The organism is Tetzosporium hominis, from assembly GCF_002265435.1.
Classification (GTDB): Bacteria; Bacillota; Bacilli; order Bacillales_A; family Planococcaceae; genus Chryseomicrobium; species Chryseomicrobium hominis.
Map to the genome: position 1 here is coordinate 1 of NZ_NOKQ01000204.1, position 24232 is coordinate 24232.

Consider the following 24232-nt stretch of genomic DNA (forward strand, 5'->3'; position numbering starts at 1 on the left):
GGAATCCGACAGTACTTCCAGCTGTCCGGACTAACTGGAAATTCTATCGGAAAGAGCTCTTACTACTAATATACGAGGAGGAGAAAGATGAATAGAGGAAAAATAGCGGCTCGTAGCTGATACGTAATAAAGTGCATAAGAGATGATGGTTTCGTGAGTTCTACTGAATGTTCCATGCTCTTGCCTCCCTAACTAAGATTAAAGAGATAGTAGCATGATTTTTATCGAATAACAATAAAAATACATTTAATAGGGATAAAATAATATCTTTATTCGATTTATTAAGTTGTAATTTCGTATTTGTAGGCTAGAAATTAGTTAAACTTAAGGATCAGTACACCATAAGTTTCTGACTCAAGAGAGAGTAGTTTAGTTCAATTAGACTAAATATTCAATCAATTTACAACTTCATGGATAGATTAAAGTGTCGAAGTTCTCAATATTTTTTTGTTCAAGACCTATAACATGAATTACATACAGAGTAAATTACAGAAGAAGGAACAGAGAGGAGAAGGTCATGGCAGAACTTATCTCAAATGCCTTGGAAAGTGATTTGAATTTTATGCGTCTGTTTGATTATGTAGAAGACCTGGTATTTCTGGTTGAAGTCAATGAAGACCAGTTTCGCTACCGCTACATTAATCAATCTGTGAAAAAGCTTGTGAGTCTGGATGATACCATCATCGGACGCACCGTTCTAGAAGTCATTGAAGACGAAGAAGAAGGTCGCTTTCTGCATAATCAATATGCAAGCGTGTCGCGATCAAAAGAAGGCATCAAGTATTTACATCCTATTAAAGCTCCTGATGTGAACTATATAGGTGAGACAACGATGTATCCGTTATCGGATAAACAGAACTGCTGCAAATATGTGTTGGCGATTGTGAAAGATGTGACTGAGAAGCAAGAGATCGAGCAGAAGCTCTCGAAGATGGCGTTCTACGATTATTTGTCCGAGCTTCCGAATCGTAGGCTGTTTGATGACCGTTTGACGATGGCTATTCAACTGGCTCGTCGCAATCACAAGAAGGTAGGATTGATCTTTCTGGATGGCCGTCATTTCAAACGGATCAATGATACCTACGGCCATATAGTAGGGGACGCCGTCATTGTACAGATTGCGCGGAAGCTTGAGAAGACGGTGCGGGAAGTCGATACGGTGGGACGTCTTGGAGGAGATGAGTTTGCGATCATCTTGCCAGGTCTTGAAAATGCGGAAGATGCGCTCATCGTAGCACGGCGAATCGTTCTAGAATTTGAAGAACCGCAAGAAGTCGAAGGATATGTGATTGATTTCAAAGTAGACATGGGAATTGCGGTGTATCCTGATCACGCAGAAGACAAGAAGACGCTGATTCACTGTGCGGACCAGGCACTGTATACGACGAAGTCAAATGCAGAGGTCCCGTTCACAGTCTATACATTCGATATGGACGGCAACAATTTCATGGTGCCTCAAAAATAAAAGCCGACCTATTTGTCGGCTTTTTCTATGTGGTTTTTCAACAGTTCGGTGATGGCATCTTCCGGTTGGGGTCGTGCATAGTAGTACCCTTGCAGGATGTCGCAGCCTAGCCGTTTAAGTGCGGCAGCTTGGGACTCGGTCTCGACGCCTTCTGCAACGATCTCCGTTCCCAAGTTATGGCCGAGAGCCACCATTGCACCGACAATAGCCTCTCCGTTATCTAAATCGAGGTCTTGGATGAATCCTTGATCGATTTTCAGGTGATGAATCGGGAAGTATCGCAGTTGCTTGAACGAACTGTATCCTGTGCCGAAATCATCCATCGCAATCCGAACACCTAAGTCACGCAACTCTTGAAGGATGCGTGCAGCGGCTTCTTCTTGCATCGCAATGGACTCCGTAATCTCCAGAATCAAATACTGCGAATCAAGTTCTGTCTCATAAAGGATATCCGTGATGCGCTGGACCAGGTCTTGTTGATAGAACTGACGGAGTGATAAGTTTACAGACACCGGTACAAAGACTTGGTGCTCAAGCTGCCATTTCTTGTTGGTCTGGCAAGCTTTTCGGAGCACCCATTCACCAATCGGGACGATCAAACCGCTTTCTTCAGCGAGCGGAATGAAATCTGCTGGAGACACATGCCCGAGCTGGGGGGTGTACCAGCGAAGAAGAGCCTCAAACCCGATGAGATGTTCATCATGGGCCCGGTATTGCGGCTGGTAGTGCAACGAGAACTCTTGAAGTTGCAGGGCTTTATGTAACATAGATTCCATTTCCAACGTGTTGTTGCTGAGTCCGGCGATATGGTGGTTGTAAGATTGGTAATTGTTGCGCCCCATCCGTTTGGCATGGGACATGGCAAGGTCGGATGCTTTCATAACACCCTTGATGTCTTGTGCATCTTTTGGATAGAGTCCGACTCCAATACTTGCCGTCAAGACGGCTTCGAAGCTGTCCAGAATCAACGGACGCTGCATTTCTTCAACAATCCCGTTTGCTATAGCATGTACGGCCGCTTCGGAAGTTTTCTCCAATAGGACTGTAAATTCGTCTCCTGCATACCGGTAGACGTTTGACGCATCCCCAACACACCCTACGATACGGTCCGCCACTTCACATAACACACGATCTCCAATTTCGTGACCTAGATAATCATTGAAGAACTTGAAGCGATCCAGGTCGATCAGGAGGACGGCAGATACTTCATGAGCGCTATGAGGCTCCTGTATGATACGCGTCAAGTCGTCTTGGAACAGGCGTTGGTTGCCAAGAGATGTGAGCGGGTCGTGATAAGCCATAAAGTTTGCTAAGTTCTCGTTGCGCCGACTTTCCGTAATATCTTTACATACACAGTGGATGGCCGTCATCTGACCGTCAATCCACACGGGAATCAGCATGACGTGCAATAAATGTTGCTGGCCTTCCTTGCCAATGATCGTCGTCTCGTATTGACGGGGCTTGCCATCTAGGACCATTTGAAAGTTTTGAAACGATTCTTTACGTCTATCTGGGTCGATGAGCTTTGTGAACGATTGGCCAACCAGTTCTTCCAGTGAAAAATCAATCATCTTAACAGCAGCCTCGTTGATTTTTAGGAAGCGACCTTGTAAATCAAATGTCAAAACAGGGTTGATATTGTAGTCAAACAGAGCCTTATAGCGCTGTTCATTTTCTTTCAACAAGTTCTCCATCGCGACTTTGTTGGTGATGTCATGAGCAACCCCGATCATTCCCGTGATCTCTTCATTGACGACAACAGGGATGGCAGTAACATCCACATCAATGGTGGACTCACGACCTGTCTTAATTTTTGTAGAGAAACGAGTAGGGTGCCCTTGCAGAACTTGATAGAAATGCTCGCGTAGGAACTCCAGTGTGTCTTCAGCAATCAGTTCCTTTACGTCGTGGTCCAAGATCTCTTCTTCCAAGTAGTGCAGTGTCTGCAGACCGGTCTTATTGACTGCTGCGATTCGCCCGTCCATACGGATTGAAATCGCAATGTCGGGATTGTGTGTGAAAAGGGACCCGAATTGCTGTTCAGATTTTTTAAGTTCTTGCTGTGTCTGATAGTGCTCGGTGATATTGATTATGGTGACTACCATGACCAGCTCACCTGATGCTAACTGAACTGGATGTGGCTCGACTTTTAGAGCAGAGCCGGACAAGTTTTTCTTTAAAGGACTTTCTTTTAAATTGAATGCCTGTTCTCGCGTTTCTTTTCTGAGCTCATCGATATCTTTATCTAAAGGGATTTCGAAAAGCTCCGTCCATGTATAAGACAACAAGTCTTCTTTTGTCATACAGAGAAGCTCCGTTGCTTTTTGGTTTATGTAAATCAATCGTCCCGGTAGAGTCTTATCGGGCATAGCAAAGAGACAGACGGGTTCTGGGAAGTCTTCTAAAATACGCATGAAATCTTCCTTGTTATAAAGAGAAGCGAGTTGGTGGTCGACAGAGTTGTGAATCTTCATAAGTCACCTTCTTATAGAAGCATGTAAATAATGCTAAGTCTGCTCATTCAATTGTCTTTCTAGTTGACTATAGTATAAGGGATATCTTGATGATAAACATCACTTTTTCAAAAAAATACACGCTTTTCTGACAATTTAGGAGGGCGAAAGAATAGAAGAATATGAAACTTTTTTCCATTTTTTTCGTACGTACTAGAGACAGTATAAAAGGAGTGAGAGTGTGAAGGATCAACAAGCAGTGATGGAACTCGTCAATTTGAAAAAGACCATTCGCAAAAAAGAGATCATCAAAGGCATCAGCTTTCAAATCCACAGAGGCGAAGTGTTCGGCTTTCTAGGACCAAATGGAGCAGGGAAGACGACGACGATCCGCATGATGGTTGGACTCATGGGAATCACGGATGGAGACGTGTTGATTGAAGGCAAGAGCATTCGCACAGAGTTCAAGCAAGCAGTACGCCACGTCGGTGCCATCGTTGAGAATCCAGAGATGTACCCGTTTCTCAGTGGCTGGAAGAACCTGCAGCAGTATGCCCGAATGATAGATGGAATCACAGAAGAGCGCATTCGCGAAGTAGTCGCGCTTGTGGGCTTGGAGAAAGCGATTCACGAGAAAGCAGGCCGCTACTCACTTGGAATGCGCCAGCGACTAGGTATTGCACAAGCCCTTTTACATAAACCGTCCATCTTGATTTTGGACGAGCCGACGAACGGACTCGATCCATCGGGGATTCGCGAGATTCGTCTGTACTTACGAAAACTGGCTGAAGAAGAGAATGTGGCTGTCATCGTATCGAGCCACTTGTTGAGTGAGATCGAGCTGATGTGTGACCGCATCGGGATTATCAAGAACGGCAAGCTAATTGCCATTGAACAGGTGAAGAAGGCGAATACGGAAGATGAGGCATTGATTGTCCAATTGGAAGCAGAGCCAGTGAACGGGGCGTTGCAGATTGTGAAGAGCCACATTCTAGGGGACGTCGTAGTAGACGGAAACCTGTTGACGTTCTCAACGACGCGGGAGGCACTGCCAGCAATTATCAAAGCGCTCGCTGTGAAAGGTGTGGCTGTATATGGCCTGCATCATCAACGAGCCACTCTGGAAGATAAATTCTTTGACCTGATTGGAGAGAATGTCATTGGCTAACTTCTTAAATCTCGTCTGGAACGAGCAAGTGAAACTGTTTAACCGCAAATCGTCATGGGTAATGATTGGATTCATCTTGGTGCTAGTCATTATCAATGGTGTCATGACCCAGTTCTTCGGGACTGACGAGCAAGAAACTGTCTATAGCGACAACTGGAGAGAAGAGCTCGTTGCAGAGAACGAGAAAATTCTTGCTGAAAGCAATGAAGAGGACATGGGCTTTTACCTAGGGCAAGAGCAGCTGGCAAAGAACACGTTCTATTTAGAAGAGGACCAAAAGCCGATTGCCTATGATGCACTGACGTTTACTTATGAAAGCTATATGCTTTTATTATTAATCACGATTTTCACAATCATCGTGGCATCTAGTATAGTTGCGAACGAGTTCAAGTGGGGTACGATTAAACTGCTGTTGATTCGTCCGATTGAACGCTCGAAGATTTTGTTTGCCAAATATGTTTCTGTATTCTTGTTCGCAGGAATATTGATGATCGTGTTACTTGTGTTCTCCTTCCTAGTGGGGGCTGTTATCTTTGGTGTGAACGGTTTGTCTGGAGACATCCTGTTGACGAAACCAATGGGTGGCTATGAGATTGCCAATGCATGGGCTGCAACATTGCAAGAATACGGACTGAACTTGGTAGCACTCGTTGTCATGGCGACACTTGCGTTCATGATTTCCGTATTGTTCCGAAGCAGTGCCATGGCTATTGGCCTTTCCATCTTCTTGTTGATGGCTGGAAATGGTCTCGTCTTGTTCTTATCCAAATACACTTGGGCAAAGTTCATCTTGTTTGCGAACTTGAACCTCGGCCAGTACTTTAACGGAGGAACACCTCTTATTGAAGGGATGACGCTCGCGTTTTCTATTACGGTACTTGTAGCGTATTTCGTCGTATTCATCGTCGCGGCCTTCTGGTCGTTTACGAAGCGGGATATCGCATAGTAGGCTTTGAGCCCCTTCAGTTAGATAAATAAAAAAGTGAATTTAACCTAAGTAAGTGAAAAAAAGAAAAAGAGAGATGTCAAGAATCACTCAGTGATTTAAGACTTCTCTCTTTGCTCTTTTATAATCGATAACCATTCGTTAAAAATATCTTGTGTTTTGAAGAACTTCTTACTTACTTGTTCACGTAGATAATTGAGGTCCACTTCGTCGTACCATCTTGTTAAGAGTTCCAAACCCCAATAACGTGTATCTTCATTCTCAAAAGCATCCAACCTATCCAAGATGATATCTTCAACAGATATTAGAAAAACAAAGCTGTTAGTACCATCTATATCTATTGGGATCTTTTGTACTCGTTCATAATCTCCTTCTAGAAAGTTGGCTACTACATCTACTGCTAAATCTAATTCGTCCATGTAGTAAATTCGGCCTTCTTTTTTGAAACCTACTTTTAGCAACCTCTCCGCAAATAGGAGACTAGAAGTTGTAACAAAATCAATATCTCGGGTTGTATAGTCACTCATTGTATAAATTTCAACTGACAAGCCACCAACCACAATAGGCTTTGCATCTACTTTTTCAGATTCGACAAGTTCTGTTAGAATTGCACTCGCTTTAAGCATCATTTCTCGCTTTTGATGTTTAATAGATTCTAATGATAATAGCTTTTTATTTATTTGGTCGAAATCAAATTCATTCATTTGAGTGTGAACCTCGAGAGAACTTTTTCTTCATCTTTGCAACGTGGTCTTCTAGTGCCACCCTTGATTGCTAATCGCTTTCTATTTTGAGGCTTAGAATTATATAAATTTACAACTTCTGTCACAGTAGAGTTAGATCTTTCAGTAACTTCCTGGATTTTATCAAATGTTAGAATGCGCATAATGAAGCTCCTTTCTATTAGTAATGAATAGTTTAAAGTACCGATATAAATCCGATTGGTGTTAAATTTATCTTAATGTATTGTATGTGTACAGTCTAGTTATTGCTCTGATTTCGTCTTAATATACGAAACACCATTTAAAATGCTCTATTAGTGCCATTAGTAGACATCCGAACTTCTTTCGCCTATAGTAAGACTTCTATGAAAGAGCGGATGGAGGACAACCAGATGGAACTATGGGATGTATACAATGAGAAGCGTGAGAAGACAGGACGGACGCATGTGCGAGGCAGTGTGCCACCTCTTGCAGAGGGAGACTATCATATTGTCATTGATGTGTGGACGTTTTTACCAGATGGCCGTCTGCTTTTGTCACAACGAGACCCTGCAAAGCCAAGTGGGCTGCTATGGGAGTCGACGGGTGGTTCTATAACTACAGGAGAATCTAGCCGGATCGGAGCGGTAAGAGAAGTGGAAGAGGAACTAGGTTTATTTATAAACCCAGATGAGCTCGTCTTACTTGGAGAAATTATTCGCAATGATTCATTAATTGATGTCTATGCGACGCAGTTGCCTCAAATGATTGACGTAAGCGACTTGTCCTATCAGGTCGGGGAAGTCATCGATGCACAGCTCGTCACGAAAGAGCAGTTCTTTGAGTTAGCAGAGGAGGGTGTTCTGACGAAGAACATGCTGACTCGCTATGAACTGTATAAAAATGTTCTAGATACATTCTTTGAAAAGAACTAACCTACAGGTCCTCGAGAAAGTTCGGGGATCTTTTTTCTTTTGTGAAAAATAAGGTGTAACACAACTTCCATCCATTCGTAGTACAAGTAGAGAAACAAAGGAGGAGCAGATGGAACCATCACGAGGCAGTTTAGAAGAACTTTACCGCCATTATGCCAAACCACTTTATTTGTATCTGCTCAAGCTGTCCGGATCTCCTCCTTTGGCTGAGGACCTGACGCAAGAGACCTTCGCGCGAGCGACGATTTCGCTTCATACATACGAAGGGGAAGAAGCGCGAGCATGGTTGTTTAAAGTGGCGAGGAACGTCTACTTAGACGAGTGGCGCAAACGCAAAAAGCGGCAAGACAGTTGGCTCGGAGCCATCTGGCGTCAGCAAGAGATGCTGAGTCCTGAAGGGCAACCGGAAGCACAGGTGCTCCAGTTAGAACAGGCTGAAGAAGTCTCAGCACTATTAGCCTTTCTACCGGAGCAGTACCGGACCATTCTCTACTTACGAGAATATGAACAGTTTACATACGAGGAAATTGCCGAAGCCATGCAAGTCTCTCTTGATCAAGTGAAAGTTACTTTGCACAGAGCACGCACACGGTACCAGCAGCTAGCGGAACGGAAAGGATGGAACCCCTATGAACACGAAGTGGAATAAAGATGTAGAGAAACGAATTCTCCGCAAGTCGCGATTCACGCTGACGTTTCGGATTGTGCGGATTTTGATTGTAGCACTGATTCTTTATGCGGTTTATGCGAGTGTTCTAGATGCCTATGCCAATACATCCAAAAATTTGAAGAAAGTGCATTTTTACAACGAGCTCGCTATTGAATGGATGTATCCCAATGTGAGATCCACTATGCCCATTTCGTCTTGGGACGTCAACTTGGTTGGCATAGCTAAGTCCACATATCCTCTATACAAAAAGGTGGGATTGCATAATGTGAAGGTGGGCGAAGCTGAGGTGACGAAACCGATTTGGCCTCTTAAAGGGTCTCGATTAGTAGAAATAGAAGGGAACCGAAATTACGCTGATTTTGAATTTCAATTTTATTATCCAAAACATCCTGAAACTCAGGAACCACTCAATCAAGATACGGTTACTGATTCATGGGATACATTAGAGCGTCTTCCCGAAGGAACTGTAGCCGAACTTGCATTTTCTTTAGATGCTTTTATGTCGCCTGAAGAACTGATAGAGAAATTAGCCGACTATGACTTGAATATCACTTGGATGGCATTGCATATGGGGGAGTATGAGAAAAATTCCGCTATTCAACAAAATGCTTTCAGCTACGGAGCTGACGGGACTTCTCCTTTATTCGGACAGCCACTTGGATTGACAGGTGCGTACACTATGGAAGAAGACTTCATGGGAAGTGGGCTCATTTTCGCTATTAATAAAGATACATTAGAAGAATCACAAAACGCAATGCTAGAAAACATGGAGAAGATTTTGCAAGAAAGCACGGAGTATCAAGAGTCTAACTTAGGTTTACAAGATCTACCTAACCGCTATAACTATATCAAAGAGAATGGTTTCATCGTCTACGGAGCTGTTGTGACAGGACCTTCTAAAGAACTTCTGAAGCTACAGGATGAAGAAGGAATTGAAAGTGCCCAGCTCGGTGAAGTGGAACTCTGGAAATGGGAAAACAAATAAGACTCTGCCAATTGCGGCAGAGTCTTTTTATAGGTAAGGCTCACTCCAAGCACCTAGCTCAGCGGTGAGTTGTTGTTGCAAAAACGTTTTTTCAGAGGATGCCATCACTTTGACGGTGTAAGCACCTTGGTCAAGCAAAGCTCGTAGTTCACTAACTGTCGAAAATGAAGTGTCGAATTTCGTGAAAACTTTACCAAAGTGGTTGCGGTGGAAAGCTCCACTACCGCCTAGCACAATTTTGTTTAGTTCTATACCTAGCTGTTCTACTTCACTGGCATTCTCTTCAATAGAGCGTGGGCGAAGATCTTGGCCGTTCATTTCAATGGCATCCAAACGCTCTAAGATATGTGGTTCAAGAGTAAACAAGTCTCGTTGCTGAATGACTGGATGGCCGGCGATCAAAAGAACGTCCTGCGATACCGTCAGTTCGAGTAACTTCTCAATCGGAATGTAATTAAGTTTATGTGTATAGGGCTGGAGCTGCATGCGAAGTGCGCGAATGCCAACACGGCTGCCGATCATCAGAATGTGCTCCAGTTCCCGAGTGTGCACTTCCATTCCGGGAAAGACGCGCAGTCCATCGACTAGATAATAGCCGTTCTCATAGGGATAAAATTCATCGAGTGTACCAAATACATCAAAGAAATGGCGTGTGTTGAAATGTTCCGTGAGCGCGAATCCATCAAGACCGGATTCTTTAGCTGCTTTTACAAGGGCTCGAAAGTGGCGGATTGAAAACTCATCATATTTGGTTAGTTTTCCGTGCGTATGGAAGTCAAAGTTCATCACGATGCACATCCTTTCTACCTCGTAGTATACGCAGTCGTTGTTACGAGAGAATGAACGCCATGATAATTTTTTGTAAAGACTAAAGCCCATTTGCATATGGATGCAAATGGGCTTTGTTGTTTCTACTTCGTTTTCACAGTCTCTAGCATCTCGTCACTCTTCTCCCAAAGCAGTCGAGGCAGCATACCATCACTTGTTGTTTCATCATCGCATATGTGGTCACTTTTGGCAGGTCAAACAACTCGAAAGGGACCGACATTAGGTGACAATGTCATCTCCCTTCCGGAGTCTGTGTACCGCCCGTCTTAAAGACATACTTTGCATACAAAAATAGAATGTGCTATAGTAATCGCGACAACTACATGCACATCCACTAGGGGAGCCGAAGAGGCTGAGACGGACAGAAGTCCGGACCCTTTGAACCTGATCTGGATCATACCAGCGGAGGGAAGTGGCGCGACCGTTCTGGTAGTTTATTGTGACGGCTTCACGCTGCTTTCCTTTGGGAGAGTGGCGTTTTTTTGTTGTCAGAAAGGACGGGGAGACGATGAGTTTTTGTAAAGAAGTACGAGAAGAATGTAAAGATGTCTGGGAGAGTAGTTTTGATCATCCCTTTGTTACGGGGTTAGCTGAAGGGACGTTGCCGGAGGACGTATTTCGCTTTTATGTCATGCAAGATGCCTATTATCTAACGCATTTTGCCAAAGTGCAGGCACTGGGGGCTGTGAAAGCGACAGACCTCGCCATGACGCGTTCATTTGCCCATCATGCGGAGCAGACTTGTGCAGCAGAACTCAGTCTACACGAATCGTTTATGCAGCTACTTGGAGTGACTGATTCAGATTGGGAAGCCTTTGAACCGTCACCATCTGCCTATGCTTACGTGTCCCATATGTACCGAGCGGCTCAAGGAGATGTCGCAGATGTTCTTGCGGCATTATTGCCGTGTTATTGGTTGTATTATGAAATCGGTGTCCAGCTTCAGCATGCGACTCCAGACAATCCGATTTACCAGCGCTGGATTGCAACTTACGGTTCGGAATGGTTTGCCGCACTTGTTGAAGAACAGAAAAATCGGATGGACGAGCTCGCATCGGAAGTGTCCGAAAAACGACTCGAAGAATTGAAACAACATTTCAAGCGCAGTGTCTACTATGAGTGGCACTTCTGGCAACAAGCGTGGACTCAGGAGACTTGGAATGTCCGAAATGAGGTGCCGAGCTATGAGCAATAACAAGCAGCCAACAACACCAATTGTTCACTGCATCACCAATTATGTCGTGGCTAACTTTGTAGCTAACGGATTAGTAGCCATTGGAGCATCGCCTATTATGGGAGATGAAGAGCGTGAGGTCGAAGATTTAGTTCAGTTAGCAGATGCGCTCAGTTTGAATCTGGGAACAGTGTCCGAGCGGACGGTACGCAGTATGAAGCTTGCTGGAGAAGCGGCAGTGAAAAAGGGAATCCCACGGGTCTTAGATCCAGTGGGAGCGGGAGCGACTGCGTATCGTTTAGAGGCAGCGAATGCTGTTATCGCTAGAGCGCGTCCTACGCTCATCCGGTGCAATGCAGGTGAAGCAGCTGCTCTATTAGGGGTGGAGTGGAAAGGAAGAGGTGTGGATGCTGGTACAGGGGAAGTAGATGGTGCCACTTTAGCCAAAGCACTTGCTTCTAAGTACGCGACTACAGTAGTCATCTCTGGTGCGGTCGATTACATCTCAGACGGCAAGACGGTCTTAACCAACCTCACGGGTCACCCTGACATGACACGAGTAGTCGGTACAGGATGCCTCCTCAGTAGCTTACTTGCAGCATGGCTGACAAAAGACACAAGTCTCGAGACAATACAAGATGGGATGTTTAGATATGGACGAGCAGGTGAACGAGCTGTGCAAAGTGGAATAGGTGGATTTTCGAATGCCCTATTAGAGGCCCTTATAGATGAGGAGGTTTATACATTATGACGGTTCCACAAGTACTAACAATTGCGGGTTCTGATAGTGGAGGAGGTGCTGGGATCCAGGCAGATCTGAAGACGTTTCAAGAACGGGGTGTCTTCGGTTTGTCCGTGTTGACTGCGGTGACGGCCCAGAACACATTAGGTGTTCAGCGAGTCGGGGTTGTAGAACCAGAACTGTTATCGGCTCAGCTCGACTCTATCGGTTCAGATTTTCAACTGGCCGCAGTGAAAACAGGGATGCTTGCGGATCCGTTTACCATTGAACGAGTAGTAGAGGCGGTAATGACTTACAGTTGGCCTAATCTTGTCGTAGATCCCGTTATGGTGGCAAAAGGAGGTCACTCGTTATTAGAGCAACAAGCGATTGATACGCTCAAACAGCTCCTTCTTCCTCACTCTGTTCTTGTTACACCCAATACGCCTGAGATGGAACTATTGACGGGTATCCCGATTACGGATGATAGCAGTGCTAGACGCGCTATGGAAAGCTTGCTAGAGACGGGAGTTTACGCTGTCCTTTTAAAAGGTGGTCACCGGAAAGGGCCGACTGCAACCGACCTTTATCTAGATCAAACGGGGAAAGAGTTTAGGTTGTCCACACCGAGACTCGATACCACTCAGACGCATGGCACGGGTTGTACTTTTAGTGCAGCGATAGCAGCGGAACTCGCCAAGGGCAACTCTATGGAACGAGCATGTGGGACAGCCAAACAATTTATTCAAGCTGCACTCGCCTATCCGCTTCACATTGGTTCAGGCCATGGCCCAACGCATCATGCGGCTTACCGCCTATTTGAAGAAAGAAAGGAGGCTGGTGTAAATGAAAGAACAGAGTCTGTATTTCATTATGGGCACAGCCGATAGCGAGACCGAATCTGTAGAAGGAGTCCTTGCTGAAGCCTTAGCATTAGGAATTACCCACTTTCAGTTACGAGAGAAGGGAGCCAACGCGTTAACCGGTACTCACTTATTGCAACTGGCTAGTAACTGCAAAACTCTATGTTCTAATTTCGGTGTACCGTTTATTGTAAATGACGACGTGGCGCTGTGCTTAGCAGTGAATGCGGACGGGTTGCACATTGGACAAGAAGACGGATCGGTGCGGCTCGCACGTGAGCAGATAGGTCCTGACCGCTTATTAGGAGTTTCTGTACATTCCCTCGAGCAAGCCAAGCTAGCTATTGAAGAAGGTGCGGATTATCTGGGGATTGGTCCCGTATTTGTTACGTCATCTAAAGCAGATGCGCGGCCTCCAGCTGGAGTCCGTATCATTCGTGAAGTCTCTAAAACGTATCCGCAAATTCCTATTGTAGGTATCGGGGGCATTACAGAAGAAAACGTGCAAGTGGTATGGGAATCGGGGGCGCGAGGTGTAGCGGTGATCTCGGCAATTAGCCGCTCTGTGAACCGTCAGCAAACCATTCACCACTTAGTGCGGAAGGAAGTGTCCAGATGGAGTTAAGAAGATTGGTTCAGATGGCCATGCTGAGCGCCATAGGTGTACTAGGCTCTTTGTTTGTCTCGATTCCTTTAGGGGTCGCTAAAGCCTTTCCTGTTCAACATGCTATTAATGTAGTGGCAGCTGTTCTATTCGGTCCCCTTGGCGCTGGGATTGTGGCGCTTCTGACAGCAACTATTCGAATCTTTACAGGAACAGGCTCCTTGTTGGCCATCCCAGGAAGTGTGATAGGAGCCTTATTAGCAGGTCTTTTCTATCGTTATAGCAAACGTACGAGAATGGCCGCAACAGGAGAATTTATCGGTACAGGTGTAATCGCCTCTTTAGTGGCGGTCCCATACGCAGCCTTATTTATGGGAACTAAGGTCGGTGCGTTGTTCTTTATGCCAGGCTTCATGGTATCTAGTGCTACAGGCGCTCTGTTAGGTATGCTTTTAGTTCGTTTAATGCAACGAGCTAAGGTGCTGGAACCTAGTAATTTGAGTAGATCTTAATAAGAGTTATCCTATTAAAACTAAAAAAGACCGTTTCGCGATTATCGCAAAGCGGTCTTTTCTGTTCTTACATATCTAAATCCGTAAACGCCATTGGCAATAGTTCCTTTAGAGCCAACGTGCGAATCTCGTTCTTATCATTAGTCAAGTGCACTGGCATATCTGGTTCGAAGAACTCCGCCATAACCTGTCGGCAGATGCTGCAAGGCGGCAAGAAATCTTCCGTGTTTCCGTTAACAGCGATCTCAGCAAAATCTCCTTTATGGTAGCCTTCAGTGATGGCTGTAAAGATAGCTGTTCGCTCTGCACAGTTGGTTGCTCCAAAAGAAACGTTCTCTACGTTCACGCCTGTGAACACACGACCATCTTTCATTAATAGCGCAGCGCCAACAGGAAACTTTGAATACGGTGCATAAGCGCGTTGTTTGATCTCGCGTGCTTGGCTAACGAGTTGCTCTTTGTTCATCCAATCATCCCTCTCACGAAAAATGAACTTTTTCAAGTCCCCTGTCGATTTTTCTGAAAATGGGCAGGAATACTATCATACACCGTTTTGGAAGCGGATGCAACCAAGTTATGGCGCGACAAGAGCTCGCACTTCATCCATTCCATAGCGGCCTACAAACTTGGCCAACGGTTCACGCTTTTTCCCTTCGGCCGCATATAAGTCAATCAAACGATCAATGGCTTGGTAAAGCTGGTCCGGTGTGGCACCTTCTAACACGATTTCTCCTAGCTGCGCATCAATGCCTTTTGCTTTTCCTCCAGCATACAGCGTATACGTATCTTTCATCTTCATCACACCAATGTCATTTGCGCGGGATTCGCCACATCCGACAGCGCATCCAGTATATGCGGCTCTAACAGTGAACGGGACAGGGCGTCCTGCAATCCGTTCGTTGATTTCCTTCGCTACAGGCATCCCTTCTTGCTCGGATCCTTTGCAAAAGTTGCAGGTACGTAGACTTTTCACAAAATTTCCTACTGGATATACAGACAAGCCGACTGCATGGAACGCTTCAGTCGCTTCTTCCACTTGGTGATGTGGAATGTCTACGTAGAGCTGCTGGAACGTAGTCAGCTCCAATTCATCGTCTTCAGCCATGTAAGAAGCCAAAGTGGCTAGTTGGCGCGCATTCAATTTGGAGCCAAAGCTAATTCCTCCATTGACGGCTAGTTTTTGCGTTTCTTCGGTCATTCTATTCTCATCCTATCTATACAAATCTCTAGTTATCTATCATCTATGGTATGATACGAGGCAGGGGTATGTAAAGTCTGAGTCATACGATTCATTTTTATTAATTGATACACTTCACACTTTTTGCATAGTATTTTGATATTTTATACTGATGGTAGACATAGAACGAGAGGAATTTCACAAATTTATGATAGAGACAGTAAAAGAACTCATCGAACAATCGACACAACTATCAGGATTTGTAGCTTTTTTTGCCGTATTTGTAGCATCCATGTTTCCATTTATACCGCTGCCTGTTCTATATGGAGTGGTGGGATACAGCTTACCGATTGGTACTGCTCTAGCACTTACTATATTCGGTTCCTTGCTGAGCACCTTCACATTCTTCTTGCTGATCCGGTATCTGTTTCCAGAACGGGCAGGAACGTATATGATGAAACACCGTACCGCAAGGCATTTATTTGAACGGATGCAGACGAACGGATTTCAGATTGTCTTGATTGCAAGGTTGATTCCAATTGTCCCATCGATTGCTGTCAATCTAGTCAGTGCCATCACACCCGTCTCGTCACTCGTTTTTTTGACAGCAACAGCACTTGGAAAACTCCCACTCATCGTCATCTATACGGTGGCAGGGAATCAGATCAATCTGTATACAGGAGAGACGCTTATCGTCTTAATCATATATACGTGCGTGCTTTTAGGAATGGCGCATGTACTTCAGAAGAAATGGAAATTATCGCGCCACACTAGCTAATGAAGGAGTCGAATTGATGTATTTACATGAATTGCTTGACGCGTTTTCTATACAAAATTCCTATCCCTCTATCCAAATTCGAGGAGTCGAGACCAATTCTAGACGAGTCCAACCAGGAGACGTCTTTTTTGCTTTGACCGGTCATACATCAAACGGACATGATTATATCGACCAAGCGGTGGCCGCTGGAGCCGTAGCAGTTGTAGGGACACAGGAGTGTACCCTTGTAGAAATCCCTTACATACGTGTAGCCGATACTCGAAAAGCAGTTGCACTTGCAGCAAAACGGTTTTATAACCATCCTTCATCAAGAAAAGTAGTCATTGGTATCACGGGGACTAACGGGAAGACGACTACATCTTTCTTGTTGCGGGAAATGTTAGAAAAAGCAGGGAAACGCTGTGCTCTCTTTGGTACGGTCCACTATGTGATAAATGGGAAGACATTGCCTTCACCGAATACCACGCCGGACAGCTTGCAGTTTCAGCGACTGTTGCATGAAAGCGAAGACGATGTTGTCATCATGGAAGTGTCTTCACATGGTATCGATCAGCTTCGCATCGAAGGCATTGAGTTCGATTTTGCCGTTTTCACAAATCTGGATCAAGATCATTTAGACTATCACGGTACAATGGAAGACTATTTTGAAGTGAAATCCCGTCTGTTCAATCAACTAAAAACAGAGGGAACAGCAGTTATTTGGAAAGAGGATGTTTGGGGAAGTCGTCTTTCGGGCCAACTTAAAACTCGTGGAATTCGTGTACTGGAAGTCGATAAACGAAACTTGGAAGATAGCTTGCAGAGTCAGCATCTTCCGTTCCATAACCGAATCAATGCAGAACTAGCAGCAACGATTGCCATTCAAATGGGTTGTTCAAAAGAAGGAATTCAGCAAGCGCTTCATTCATTTCAAGGAGTTCCTGGTCGCTTTGAGGTAATTGAAGTACCAAATGACATTCATGTAGTCATTGATTATGCGCATACTGCAGATGCCTTTAATCAGGTTTTGTCTAGTTTACGCAATTTAGCGAAGGGCCGGATTTTGCATGTATTTGGCTTTAGAGGAAATCGAGATGCCAGCAAGCGCCAAGCGATGATTGAAGCTTCATTAAAGGGAAGCGATTTGTCTATCTTAACGTCGGATGACCGGAATGGTGTATCCCAACTTGAGATGGAGAGCCAATTAGATAAATTAGAGTTTACGGGTAAACGAATTCAAAATCGAACCGAAGCAATAGGGTTTGCTCTTGAGCAAGCGGTATCTGGTGACTGGATCGTAATCACAGGAAAAGGAAATGAACCTTACAAAGACGATTATGAAGCGCCCTGTCAATCAGATAGAGAAACGGTAGAGTGGTATCAGAAGCAAGAAAAAATAAAACTATAACAAGGTTCTGCACAGATTTTTCATATTTACTGGGTATGCTACAACTAGACACCTATGAAGGAGGCAACTCACTATGAAAAAATCAAGTAAATTTGCTACTTTGACATTGGCGGCAACATTGTTGCTTGCGGCTTGTGGAGATGCAAACGACGATATGATGATGGACGATTCTCAAATGGAAGAACATGAAAACATGGATCAAGGAGAAATGGACCATGGGGACATGGGGCATGGCTCAATGAACCACTCAACAGATGGTTCCATTCCAGAGGGTCTGCAAGAAGCAAGCGATCCTACTTTTGCAGTCGGTGATACAGCACTCATAACTAATGCTCACATGGAAGGTATGGAAGGCGTAGAGGCAGAGATTGTCGGAGCCTTTGATACTACTGTTTACACAGTGAGCTATACGCCGACTACTGGTGGAGATCCTGTGGAAGACCACAAATGGGTCATCCATGAAGAGCTTGAAGATGCAGGTGAAGCACCTCTTGAAGTAGGAGCTGAAGTGACACTCGATGCAGACCATATGGAAGGCATGGACGGGGCCACTGCAACTATCGATTCCGCTGAAGAAACAACGGTCTATATGGTAAACTATACTGACAAAGAGACAGGCGATGACGTGACCAATCACAAATGGGTCACAGAAAGTGAACTATCACCTGTGAACTAACATCTTGAGAGTCTCTCCGTAGCGAGAGGCTCTTTTTTGCAAGTAGGGGGAAGTATATGAGTAAACTTTCAATAAAACTAGCAGTTGCCTTTCTAGTGACTATTCTTCTTCTTGAAGGCTTGTTGATGATGTATCTGCACCCAAGCATTGGCCATGCTCGTTTAGAAGAAGAGTATACTAGGCAGCTGGCTACAGGGGCCAACCACCGCCAAGTACTAGAAGACAATTTCTCGCAGGAGACCGTTCACCATATTTTACTGATGGAATCTAGAAGTGACCGAGGTGTGGCCATTTTTGACTCACGGCAAAACGTGATTGGTCATACCGAACAAACAGCTGTTGACTGGCAAGCACTTACTGAGAGATGGGACTTAGACACATACACAGCAGATACAGTCGTACAAAAAGAATGGAAAGACGAGCCATATCTGATCAGTGTGCATCCATTCGAGACAAGTGAAGGAGAACGAGGAGCCATTCTGTTGCTGCAAAGCACGACTGCTATTCAAAATTTGATGGCCACTCTTAATTTTCATTTTCTGTTAGCGGGTCTGGGCAGTCTCCTTGTACTTGGAATCGTATATCTTCTGGTCACTCGTTTTCTAACACACCCTTTAAACCGAATGAAAGTGGCAACCGAGAAGTTGAGTGAAGGTGACTTTGATGTAGTGCTCCCTACAGAAGGTAAAGACGAGCTCGGAGAACTAGCAGCTTCTATTCAAAAACTAGCGAGAGATTTGCAACATCTTCAAAAGACTCGAACTGAGTTCTTGTCTTCCATTTCACATGAACTGCGAACACCTTTGACATACCTAGCAGGATATTCACAAGTCGCCATGCGATCAGAACTAACTTTAGAAGAAAAGCAGGAGTACTTGCAGATCATTCAGGAAGAGACCACGCGACTGACAACACTAGTGGAGGATCTGTTTGCTCTTGCAAAACTTGATGACCCTAGTTTTCAAGTGACTAAAGAAGCTATTGAGCTGCAACCGTTCATTCAAGGGTTATGGCAGCGCCTATCTCCATCTTTTGAACAACAGGGCAGCCGGTTAACGTTTACTTGTGAACCTCATCTGATTGTGCAAGCGGACCCGTTGCGTTTGGAGCAGATTTTAGTCAATCTGTTGGACAATGCGCGCCGCTATGCCGGAGAAGGTGTTGAAACCCACATTTCAGCAATAGCAGAAGGCTCTAAAGTGCGCATTGAGGTGAAAGATCAAGGACCTGGGATGGATAGCTCACAACTGGAAGCCATCTTTGACCGGTTGTACCGAATTGAGAAGTCGCGTTCTCGATCGCATGGCGGTTCAGGCCTTGGGCTAGCTATCGTGAAGGAATTGGTAGAAGCACATAATGGAACGATTGAGGTAAAGAGTGAAGTAGGCAAAGGGACGACCTTTATCATTCGGTTGTAGGAGGGACGAGATGAAGAAGATTCTAATTGTAGATGACGAAAGGCGAATGGTGGACCTCGTCGAATTGTTCTTGAAACCTCAAGGATTTAAGTGTGTAAAGGTCCTAGATGGGAAAGAAGCCCTCCATGTCATTCGGACACAGGAGATTCATTTGGTAATTTTAGATATCATGATGCCAGGAATGGACGGGTTTGAAGTATGTACAGAGATCCGAAAACTGTCTACAGTTCCGGTTTTGATGCTGACAGCAAGAGAAGGAAAGGAAGAGGTCGTCAAGGGATTGACCCTTGGCGCGGACGATTATGTCACGAAGCCTTTTGATGAAGAGGAGCTAGTAGCTCGAGTCCAGGCCTTGTTGCGTAGGGTTCCCGAACCGGCCCCTGTTGGTGTCACGACGGATGGATACCGGTTGGATCCAGAAGGGTATGCGCTTGTATGGGATGCCGGTCAGGTCCATTTAACGATGAAGGAATACAAGCTAGTAGAAGCAATGATGAAACATCCGAAGAGGACGTATAGTCGTGAACAATTGCTTGCTATTGGGTGGGGATACGATTCTTACACAGATCCACGAACAGTGGATTCCCATATTCGAAATCTCCGAGATAAATTGAAAAAAGCAGACTTTCCAATCGCTCAGTTCCTCGTTACAGTCTGGGGAATCGGCTATCGTTGGAAGTAACTAAAGAACCCCAAGGATTGTCTTTGAATCAAGTTTACTCGATTCAGATGCAACCCCAGGGGTTTCATTCATTTCTTAAAACACTTTATCTCCATTAAAGATCGAATTTTTGACGATAACATAATCCACATGACGCAGGGCGTCTAATGAGTCGCCGCCTGCATAAGAGATGGAAGACTGTAGATCTTGTTCCATTTCGGTTAACGTGTCTTGAAGCTTGCCTTTATGCTCCACAAACATTTTCTTGCCCTCCACGTTCTTGCGTTCACCTTTTTGGAACTCAGAAGCAGAACCAAAATATTCTTTCACGACTTTGCCATCGACTTCTTTCACTTCACCTGGAGATTCCTCATGACCTGCGAACAACGAACCGATCATCACCATGGAAGCACCAAAACGAACGGATTTGGCTATGTCTCCGTGAGTTCGGATGCCGCCGTCTGCAATAATTGGCTTGGTTGCTGCTTTCCCACATAAACGAAGAGCGGCTAGTTGCCAGCCACCTGTCCCAAATCCAGTCTTGATTTTGGTAATACATACTTTCCCTGGTCCGATACCGACTTTTGTTGCGTCTGCTCCTGCGTTTTCAAGTTCACGAACAGCTTCAGGAGTACCTACATTCCCTGCAATAACGAAGGTTTCCGGAATATGTTGTTTGATATGTTGAATCATACGAATGACTGCATTCGAGTGTCCGTGTGCGATATCAATCGTAATATAGTCTGGAACTAAACTTTGCTCTTTCAACTCTTCGATGAACGAATACTCTTCTGGTTTCACCCCTACGCTTATGGAGGTGATCAACCCTTTTTGCTGCATCATTTCAATAAAACTCTTGCGAGACTCTGGTTGGAAGCGGTGCATGATATAGAAGTAGCCATTCTCCGCTAAATATACAGCAATCTTTTCGTCGATAATGGTCTGCATGTTGGCTGGAACGACAGGTAAGCGGAATGTGTGTTTTCCAAATTGAATGGATGTGTCACACTCCGAGCGACTTTCTACGATACATTTATTTGGTACTAGCTGAATATCTTCATAATCAAATACGTTTTCCATTAGTTTCATCCCCTAAAAGCGAATATTATATATAAAATTTAATTTAATGTTCGTCCATAGAGTAATTTACAGGAACTTTTATGGAAAGTCAAAGCGGAAGTGAAGCATTTCTGTGAAAATCAGAAAATAAAGTTACTTTGAGTAAGGAAGTATGGTAAAACTGATGTATAGAGAAGGAGGCTGTTGTGATATGGCAACACCTGTGAGACTGGCAGCACGAGCCGCCTTTCCAGCAACCATCCCGATTCTAGCTGGCTTTACGTTTTTAGGAGCTGCTTACGGGATTTATATGACCTCACTTGGTTTTCATCCGATCTTTCCGATCTTGATGAGCTTTTTTATTTTTGCAGGGTCCATCGAATTCATTACGGCTAATCTGCTACTTATGGCATTCGCTCCATTTCAGGCGTTCTTACTAGCGATTATGGTGAATGCACGTCATCTGTTCTACGGACTTTCGATGCTCGACAAGTATCACTCTGTCGGCAAGAAGAAGTTCTATTTAATCTTTGGGATGTGCGATGAATCGTTTTCTATCAATTATACGGCGAAACCTGACCCCTCGATTGATAAAGGGTGGTTCATGTTCTTTGTAACCCTCTACAACCATATGTATTGGGTGGGCGGGTCCACTCTAGGAGCGTTGCTGGGACAATTCATCACATTTAATACCGAAGGCTTGCTGTTTGTGATGACGGCGCTGTTTGTCGTGATTTTTTTGGAGAACTGGCTTCAAGAGAAACGCCATACTAGTGCTTTGATTGGTTTAGTTGTATCCGTCTTATCTTTAATGGTATTTGGAGCGAATCAATTTGTCATTCCAGCCATGATTGGAATCTTAGTTATTTTGATTGCCTTCCGTAAGCCGCTTGAGCGAAGGGAAGTGAAGCCTTTATGACACTGACACAGCAGATTATCACTATCGCCGTTGTGGTTCTCGGAACGATGCTTACCCGGTTTTTAGCGTTTTGGATTTTCCCGGCAGATAAGCCAACACCAGGTTATGTGTTGTTTTTAGGCAGATTGCTACCACCAGCTGTTCTAGGTCTTTTGGTGATTTATAGTGTGAAGGATGTGGAATGGACAAGTGGCCTTTATGGACTCCCTGAACTTCTTGGGATTGGAGTCGTCGTTGCGCTACATGTCTGGAAGCGGAATATGTTGCTTACCATAGCCGGAGGAACGTTGTTCTATATGGTACTCGTCCAATTTGTCTTTTAAGGAGTGGAGCAAGTGGCAGAATATGAAGATTTTACAGCACTCGATATTCGAATCGGGACAGTAGTAGCTGCTGAAGAGTTCCCGGAGGCGCGCATTCCAGCGATTAAACTACATATTGATTTCGGAGAAGAGCTTGGTATCAAACACTCTTCTGCACAAATTACGAAACGATACACTGCAGAGCGATTGATTGGCAGACAGGTTACTGCTGTTGTGAACTTCCCGACACGGCGTATCGCAGGTTTTAAATCGGAGGTTCTGGTACTCGGAGGAGTTCCGGAGGAGGGCGACGTTGTCTTGCTGCAACCAGATCAACTCGTGCCAAATGGTACAAAAATATTGTGACTTAAAAAATCTCTCAATCCTTGAGAGATTTTTTGTTTTGTAAAATAGACTTTACATAATGTAAAGTTTGTTTTACTATTTATGTATAGTTAACTTTACATTCGATAGAGGGTAGGGATGCAAGTGATTACAAATCGTGTCAAAGAGTTGCGAGCGAAGCACCAAATGACACAAGGGGATCTGGCAGAACGGATTGGTGTAACACGACAGACGATTGTGTCTTTGGAAAAAGGGAGTTACACCCCATCCTTGTTGCTCGCCATGAATATTGCAGAAATATTTGAAGAGCCGATTGAAAGTATTTTTAAGAAGGAGGAGACCAAATGAAAGTGACACTGACGACACTTTTAAGAGTCATGTTATACGCATCTTTAGCAGTGATGGTGACCTATTATGTGACAGCAGAGCAGAGCGCTCTATTAATGGTAAGAGGATATGAAGAAGGTTTTGACGTGACTCTTGGACCACCAATCTATGGTCAACTCTTTTTGCTGGTCACATTTACTCTGTTGATTGTGAATGTGATTCAATTATGGAAGGTACGAAAAAGTAAGACGATCCGCTTAGAAGATTACATCCTTCCGGAATATGATGTATCCGATGAACGAGCACGAGATATTACAGGACGTGCAGTAAAATATGCTTTTGGAGCCATTTTGCTCTATTCTTTCTTCGCGCTAGGGTCTTATATGTATATCCCGCAATATTTCCTTGATTACATGTGGTATCCGTTTATGATTACGGCGTCCATTCCAATTGTGGGACTCATCGTATATTACACTTCCTATAAAGTATTATTAGCACGCTAACAACACCTCCTGCTCACTCTGAGTAGGAGGTTGTTTCGTTGTCCAGATGCAACGCCCCAGACGCTAGTTGTTCTTTTAGTGAAGCGGCCTTTTTTCGAATGGCTTCCTTATATCCAGCGTGTGGCCATAGCAATCCCTCCCGTTTGCTAAAAGTATACCTGCATCCGGGGTAAGGGCGTATTATTTTGATTCGGAAACGACCTCTATGCGAAATGCGTGTTCACCATCGCCTCGTCTCCACTCAGCTCGTACGGAATAATAATAAATGCCAGGATTTTTAGGTGCAGTAAACTCATTTTTTGTAAGTGGAGCTTCAGTGGATTGGTTTTCGTTTAGCCACTCGATCAGTTCCGCAGTTGTGCCTGGCTGCCGCGGATAGTGGATTTCAATGACTTCTCCGGGAGCCACTTTTTTGACTTTGGCAGAACTAGCCATATCGTATCCACTCGTGTACACTTTATCAACACACTTTATACCGATGAAAGAACTCCAACAATAGGAGCCCTCAATGACCTCCGCTTTCTGGCCACTTGCTGTCACGATGTCTGGAGCGAACGGCGCCGGTTGAAACGGATTGATGTAAATTAGAGTACATAGTAGAAATACGCTTAAAAAGAGAACAAGTTGTTTTTTCATAAAAATCCTCCCTTAAAGA

The 24232-nt window shown here is 44.5% G+C and carries 28 protein-coding genes and 1 riboswitch; of the genes, 21 read left to right on the top strand and 7 right to left on the bottom strand.

Annotated features, from left to right (window positions below):
• Positions 1 to 517: 517 nt before the first annotated feature.
• A complete protein-coding gene (locus CF394_RS07480; RefSeq protein ID WP_094942683.1) occupies positions 518 to 1465 on the top strand; it encodes a sensor domain-containing diguanylate cyclase in 948 nt (315 codons plus the stop codon).
• Between the two features lie 8 nt (positions 1466 to 1473).
• Here CF394_RS07480 and CF394_RS07485 read toward each other — a convergent pair whose 3' ends face one another.
• Positions 1474 to 3939 carry a sensor domain-containing protein gene (locus CF394_RS07485; protein WP_094942685.1) on the bottom strand — a complete coding sequence of 822 codons (2466 nt, stop codon included), beginning with the start codon at positions 3937 to 3939 and terminating at the stop codon, positions 1474 to 1476.
• A 241-nt stretch (positions 3940 to 4180) separates the two neighbouring features.
• On the opposite strand from CF394_RS07485, the gene CF394_RS07490 reads away from it, so the two are divergent.
• Both CF394_RS07490 and CF394_RS07495 read left to right on the top strand, forming a co-directional pair.
• Positions 4181 to 5086 carry an ABC transporter ATP-binding protein gene (locus CF394_RS07490; protein ID WP_094942844.1) on the top strand — a complete coding sequence of 302 codons (906 nt, stop codon included), beginning with the start codon at positions 4181 to 4183 and terminating at the stop codon, positions 5084 to 5086.
• On the top strand, positions 5079 to 6032 hold the full coding sequence (locus CF394_RS07495; protein ID WP_094942686.1) for a DUF2705 family protein: 954 nt from the start codon (positions 5079 to 5081) through the stop codon (positions 6030 to 6032). The genes CF394_RS07490 and CF394_RS07495 overlap by 8 nt, the downstream gene beginning before the upstream one ends.
• A gap of 98 nt (positions 6033 to 6130) precedes the next feature.
• Here the strand turns inward: CF394_RS07495 and CF394_RS07500 are convergent, their stop codons facing one another.
• A complete protein-coding gene (locus CF394_RS07500) occupies positions 6131 to 6736 on the bottom strand; it encodes a DUF6036 family nucleotidyltransferase (RefSeq protein WP_094942688.1) in 606 nt (201 codons plus the stop codon).
• Positions 6737 to 7146: 410 nt separating this feature from the next.
• On the opposite strand from CF394_RS07500, the gene CF394_RS07510 reads away from it, so the two are divergent.
• From CF394_RS07510 to CF394_RS07520, 3 genes are all read left to right on the top strand, one after another.
• Positions 7147 to 7668 carry an NUDIX hydrolase gene (locus tag CF394_RS07510; RefSeq protein WP_165767496.1) on the top strand — a complete coding sequence of 174 codons (522 nt, stop codon included), beginning with the start codon at positions 7147 to 7149 and terminating at the stop codon, positions 7666 to 7668.
• Between the two features lie 109 nt (positions 7669 to 7777).
• Positions 7778 to 8317 (top strand): sigma-70 family RNA polymerase sigma factor, encoded by a 540-nt coding sequence (locus tag CF394_RS07515; protein ID WP_094942692.1) that lies wholly within the window; start codon positions 7778 to 7780, stop codon positions 8315 to 8317.
• Entirely contained in the window at positions 8298 to 9323 is a 1026-nt protein-coding gene (locus CF394_RS07520) for an anti-sigma factor (RefSeq protein WP_094942694.1), read from the top strand. Before CF394_RS07515 ends, CF394_RS07520 begins: the two co-directional genes overlap by 20 nt.
• A gap of 27 nt (positions 9324 to 9350) precedes the next feature.
• Here the strand turns inward: CF394_RS07520 and CF394_RS07525 are convergent, their stop codons facing one another.
• A complete protein-coding gene (locus CF394_RS07525; RefSeq protein ID WP_133079812.1) occupies positions 9351 to 10121 on the bottom strand; it encodes a PHP domain-containing protein in 771 nt (256 codons plus the stop codon).
• 356 nt (positions 10122 to 10477) lie between these two features.
• Positions 10478 to 10579, top strand: a riboswitch (TPP riboswitch).
• Positions 10580 to 10659: 80 nt separating this feature from the next.
• Between CF394_RS07525 and tenA the strand changes: the two genes are divergently transcribed.
• The 5 genes from tenA to thiW are packed head-to-tail and all read left to right on the top strand — an operon-like array spanning position 10660 to position 14025.
• Positions 10660 to 11346 carry a thiaminase II gene (gene tenA / locus CF394_RS07530; protein WP_094942697.1) on the top strand — a complete coding sequence of 229 codons (687 nt, stop codon included), beginning with the start codon at positions 10660 to 10662 and terminating at the stop codon, positions 11344 to 11346.
• Positions 11336 to 12076 (top strand): hydroxyethylthiazole kinase, encoded by a 741-nt coding sequence (gene thiM / locus CF394_RS07535; protein WP_165767497.1) that lies wholly within the window; start codon positions 11336 to 11338, stop codon positions 12074 to 12076. Before tenA ends, thiM begins: the two co-directional genes overlap by 11 nt.
• On the top strand, positions 12073 to 12936 hold the full coding sequence (thiD, locus tag CF394_RS07540; RefSeq protein WP_094942700.1) for a bifunctional hydroxymethylpyrimidine kinase/phosphomethylpyrimidine kinase: 864 nt from the start codon (positions 12073 to 12075) through the stop codon (positions 12934 to 12936). The genes thiM and thiD overlap by 4 nt, the downstream gene beginning before the upstream one ends.
• The gene (thiE, locus tag CF394_RS07545; protein ID WP_094942701.1) at positions 12893 to 13534 is read left to right on the top strand and encodes a thiamine phosphate synthase; all 642 of its coding nucleotides are present in this window, start codon (positions 12893 to 12895) and stop codon (positions 13532 to 13534) included. Before thiD ends, thiE begins: the two co-directional genes overlap by 44 nt.
• A complete protein-coding gene (gene thiW / locus CF394_RS07550; protein ID WP_094942703.1) occupies positions 13525 to 14025 on the top strand; it encodes an energy coupling factor transporter S component ThiW in 501 nt (166 codons plus the stop codon). The genes thiE and thiW overlap by 10 nt, the downstream gene beginning before the upstream one ends.
• A gap of 67 nt (positions 14026 to 14092) precedes the next feature.
• On the opposite strand, the gene CF394_RS07555 is transcribed toward thiW, so the two are convergent.
• A complete protein-coding gene (locus tag CF394_RS07555; protein WP_094942704.1) occupies positions 14093 to 14491 on the bottom strand; it encodes a cytidine deaminase in 399 nt (132 codons plus the stop codon).
• Positions 14492 to 14599: 108 nt separating this feature from the next.
• Positions 14600 to 15223: an NAD(P)/FAD-dependent oxidoreductase gene (locus CF394_RS07560; protein ID WP_094942706.1), complete on the bottom strand. Its 624-nt coding sequence runs from the start codon at positions 15221 to 15223 to the stop codon at positions 14600 to 14602.
• A 187-nt stretch (positions 15224 to 15410) separates the two neighbouring features.
• On the opposite strand from CF394_RS07560, the gene CF394_RS07565 reads away from it, so the two are divergent.
• The 5 genes from CF394_RS07565 (at position 15411) to CF394_RS07585 (ending at position 20143) form a co-directional block, all read left to right on the top strand.
• Positions 15411 to 15980 (top strand): TVP38/TMEM64 family protein, encoded by a 570-nt coding sequence (locus CF394_RS07565; RefSeq protein WP_165767498.1) that lies wholly within the window; start codon positions 15411 to 15413, stop codon positions 15978 to 15980.
• A 16-nt stretch (positions 15981 to 15996) separates the two neighbouring features.
• Entirely contained in the window at positions 15997 to 17367 is a 1371-nt protein-coding gene (locus CF394_RS07570; protein WP_165767499.1) for a UDP-N-acetylmuramoyl-L-alanyl-D-glutamate--2,6-diaminopimelate ligase, read from the top strand.
• Between the two features lie 73 nt (positions 17368 to 17440).
• Positions 17441 to 18043 (top strand): YdhK family protein, encoded by a 603-nt coding sequence (locus tag CF394_RS07575; RefSeq protein ID WP_094942710.1) that lies wholly within the window; start codon positions 17441 to 17443, stop codon positions 18041 to 18043.
• A 56-nt stretch (positions 18044 to 18099) separates the two neighbouring features.
• Positions 18100 to 19461 (top strand): sensor histidine kinase, encoded by a 1362-nt coding sequence (locus tag CF394_RS07580; protein WP_094942712.1) that lies wholly within the window; start codon positions 18100 to 18102, stop codon positions 19459 to 19461.
• 10 nt (positions 19462 to 19471) lie between these two features.
• Complete coding sequence (locus tag CF394_RS07585; protein WP_094942713.1) at positions 19472 to 20143, top strand: response regulator transcription factor; 672 nt, start codon at positions 19472 to 19474, stop codon at positions 20141 to 20143.
• 75 nt (positions 20144 to 20218) lie between these two features.
• Here the strand turns inward: CF394_RS07585 and guaC are convergent, their stop codons facing one another.
• A complete protein-coding gene (gene guaC, locus CF394_RS07590) occupies positions 20219 to 21202 on the bottom strand; it encodes a GMP reductase (protein WP_094942715.1) in 984 nt (327 codons plus the stop codon).
• A 190-nt stretch (positions 21203 to 21392) separates the two neighbouring features.
• On the opposite strand from guaC, the gene CF394_RS07595 reads away from it, so the two are divergent.
• From CF394_RS07595 to CF394_RS07615, 5 genes are all read left to right on the top strand, one after another.
• On the top strand, positions 21393 to 22100 hold the full coding sequence (locus tag CF394_RS07595) for an AzlC family ABC transporter permease (RefSeq protein ID WP_094942716.1): 708 nt from the start codon (positions 21393 to 21395) through the stop codon (positions 22098 to 22100).
• The gene (locus tag CF394_RS07600) at positions 22097 to 22423 is read left to right on the top strand and encodes a branched-chain amino acid transporter permease (RefSeq protein WP_094942717.1); all 327 of its coding nucleotides are present in this window, start codon (positions 22097 to 22099) and stop codon (positions 22421 to 22423) included. The genes CF394_RS07595 and CF394_RS07600 overlap by 4 nt, the downstream gene beginning before the upstream one ends.
• 12 nt (positions 22424 to 22435) lie before the next feature.
• Positions 22436 to 22768: a chaperone CsaA gene (csaA, locus tag CF394_RS07605; protein WP_094942719.1), complete on the top strand. Its 333-nt coding sequence runs from the start codon at positions 22436 to 22438 to the stop codon at positions 22766 to 22768.
• A gap of 117 nt (positions 22769 to 22885) precedes the next feature.
• Complete coding sequence (locus CF394_RS07610; protein ID WP_094942720.1) at positions 22886 to 23095, top strand: helix-turn-helix transcriptional regulator; 210 nt, start codon at positions 22886 to 22888, stop codon at positions 23093 to 23095.
• Positions 23092 to 23577 (top strand): hypothetical protein, encoded by a 486-nt coding sequence (locus CF394_RS07615; protein WP_094942722.1) that lies wholly within the window; start codon positions 23092 to 23094, stop codon positions 23575 to 23577. The genes CF394_RS07610 and CF394_RS07615 overlap by 4 nt, the downstream gene beginning before the upstream one ends.
• Before the next feature lie 180 nt (positions 23578 to 23757).
• Here CF394_RS07615 and CF394_RS07620 read toward each other — a convergent pair whose 3' ends face one another.
• Positions 23758 to 24213, bottom strand: a complete 456-nt coding sequence (locus CF394_RS07620) for a hypothetical protein (protein WP_094942723.1) — start codon at positions 24211 to 24213, stop codon at positions 23758 to 23760.
• Positions 24214 to 24232 lie beyond the last annotated feature (19 nt).

Coding starts and splice junctions, on each gene's coding strand:
- CF394_RS07480 (WP_094942683.1), top strand. CDS start 518: ATGGCAGAACTTATCTCAAATGCCTTGGAAAGTGATTTGAATTTTATG.
- CF394_RS07485 (WP_094942685.1), bottom strand. CDS start 3,939: ATGAAGATTCACAACTCTGTCGACCACCAACTCGCTTCTCTTTATAAC.
- CF394_RS07490 (WP_094942844.1), top strand. CDS start 4,181: ATGGAACTCGTCAATTTGAAAAAGACCATTCGCAAAAAAGAGATCATC.
- CF394_RS07500 (WP_094942688.1), bottom strand. CDS start 6,736: ATGAATGAATTTGATTTCGACCAAATAAATAAAAAGCTATTATCATTA.
- CF394_RS07510 (WP_165767496.1), top strand. CDS start 7,147: ATGGAACTATGGGATGTATACAATGAGAAGCGTGAGAAGACAGGACGG.
- CF394_RS07515 (WP_094942692.1), top strand. CDS start 7,778: ATGGAACCATCACGAGGCAGTTTAGAAGAACTTTACCGCCATTATGCC.
- CF394_RS07520 (WP_094942694.1), top strand. CDS start 8,298: ATGAACACGAAGTGGAATAAAGATGTAGAGAAACGAATTCTCCGCAAG.
- CF394_RS07525 (WP_133079812.1), bottom strand. CDS start 10,121: ATGTGCATCGTGATGAACTTTGACTTCCATACGCACGGAAAACTAACC.
- tenA (WP_094942697.1), top strand. CDS start 10,660: ATGAGTTTTTGTAAAGAAGTACGAGAAGAATGTAAAGATGTCTGGGAG.
- thiM (WP_165767497.1), top strand. CDS start 11,336: ATGAGCAATAACAAGCAGCCAACAACACCAATTGTTCACTGCATCACC.
- thiD (WP_094942700.1), top strand. CDS start 12,073: ATGACGGTTCCACAAGTACTAACAATTGCGGGTTCTGATAGTGGAGGA.
- thiE (WP_094942701.1), top strand. CDS start 12,893: ATGAAAGAACAGAGTCTGTATTTCATTATGGGCACAGCCGATAGCGAG.
- thiW (WP_094942703.1), top strand. CDS start 13,525: ATGGAGTTAAGAAGATTGGTTCAGATGGCCATGCTGAGCGCCATAGGT.
- CF394_RS07555 (WP_094942704.1), bottom strand. CDS start 14,491: ATGAACAAAGAGCAACTCGTTAGCCAAGCACGCGAGATCAAACAACGC.
- CF394_RS07560 (WP_094942706.1), bottom strand. CDS start 15,223: ATGACCGAAGAAACGCAAAAACTAGCCGTCAATGGAGGAATTAGCTTT.
- CF394_RS07565 (WP_165767498.1), top strand. CDS start 15,411: ATGATAGAGACAGTAAAAGAACTCATCGAACAATCGACACAACTATCA.
- CF394_RS07570 (WP_165767499.1), top strand. CDS start 15,997: ATGTATTTACATGAATTGCTTGACGCGTTTTCTATACAAAATTCCTAT.
- CF394_RS07575 (WP_094942710.1), top strand. CDS start 17,441: ATGAAAAAATCAAGTAAATTTGCTACTTTGACATTGGCGGCAACATTG.
- CF394_RS07580 (WP_094942712.1), top strand. CDS start 18,100: ATGAGTAAACTTTCAATAAAACTAGCAGTTGCCTTTCTAGTGACTATT.
- CF394_RS07585 (WP_094942713.1), top strand. CDS start 19,472: ATGAAGAAGATTCTAATTGTAGATGACGAAAGGCGAATGGTGGACCTC.
- guaC (WP_094942715.1), bottom strand. CDS start 21,202: ATGGAAAACGTATTTGATTATGAAGATATTCAGCTAGTACCAAATAAA.
- CF394_RS07595 (WP_094942716.1), top strand. CDS start 21,393: ATGGCAACACCTGTGAGACTGGCAGCACGAGCCGCCTTTCCAGCAACC.
- CF394_RS07600 (WP_094942717.1), top strand. CDS start 22,097: ATGACACTGACACAGCAGATTATCACTATCGCCGTTGTGGTTCTCGGA.
- CF394_RS07610 (WP_094942720.1), top strand. CDS start 22,886: ATGCAAGTGATTACAAATCGTGTCAAAGAGTTGCGAGCGAAGCACCAA.
- CF394_RS07615 (WP_094942722.1), top strand. CDS start 23,092: ATGAAAGTGACACTGACGACACTTTTAAGAGTCATGTTATACGCATCT.
- CF394_RS07620 (WP_094942723.1), bottom strand. CDS start 24,213: ATGAAAAAACAACTTGTTCTCTTTTTAAGCGTATTTCTACTATGTACT.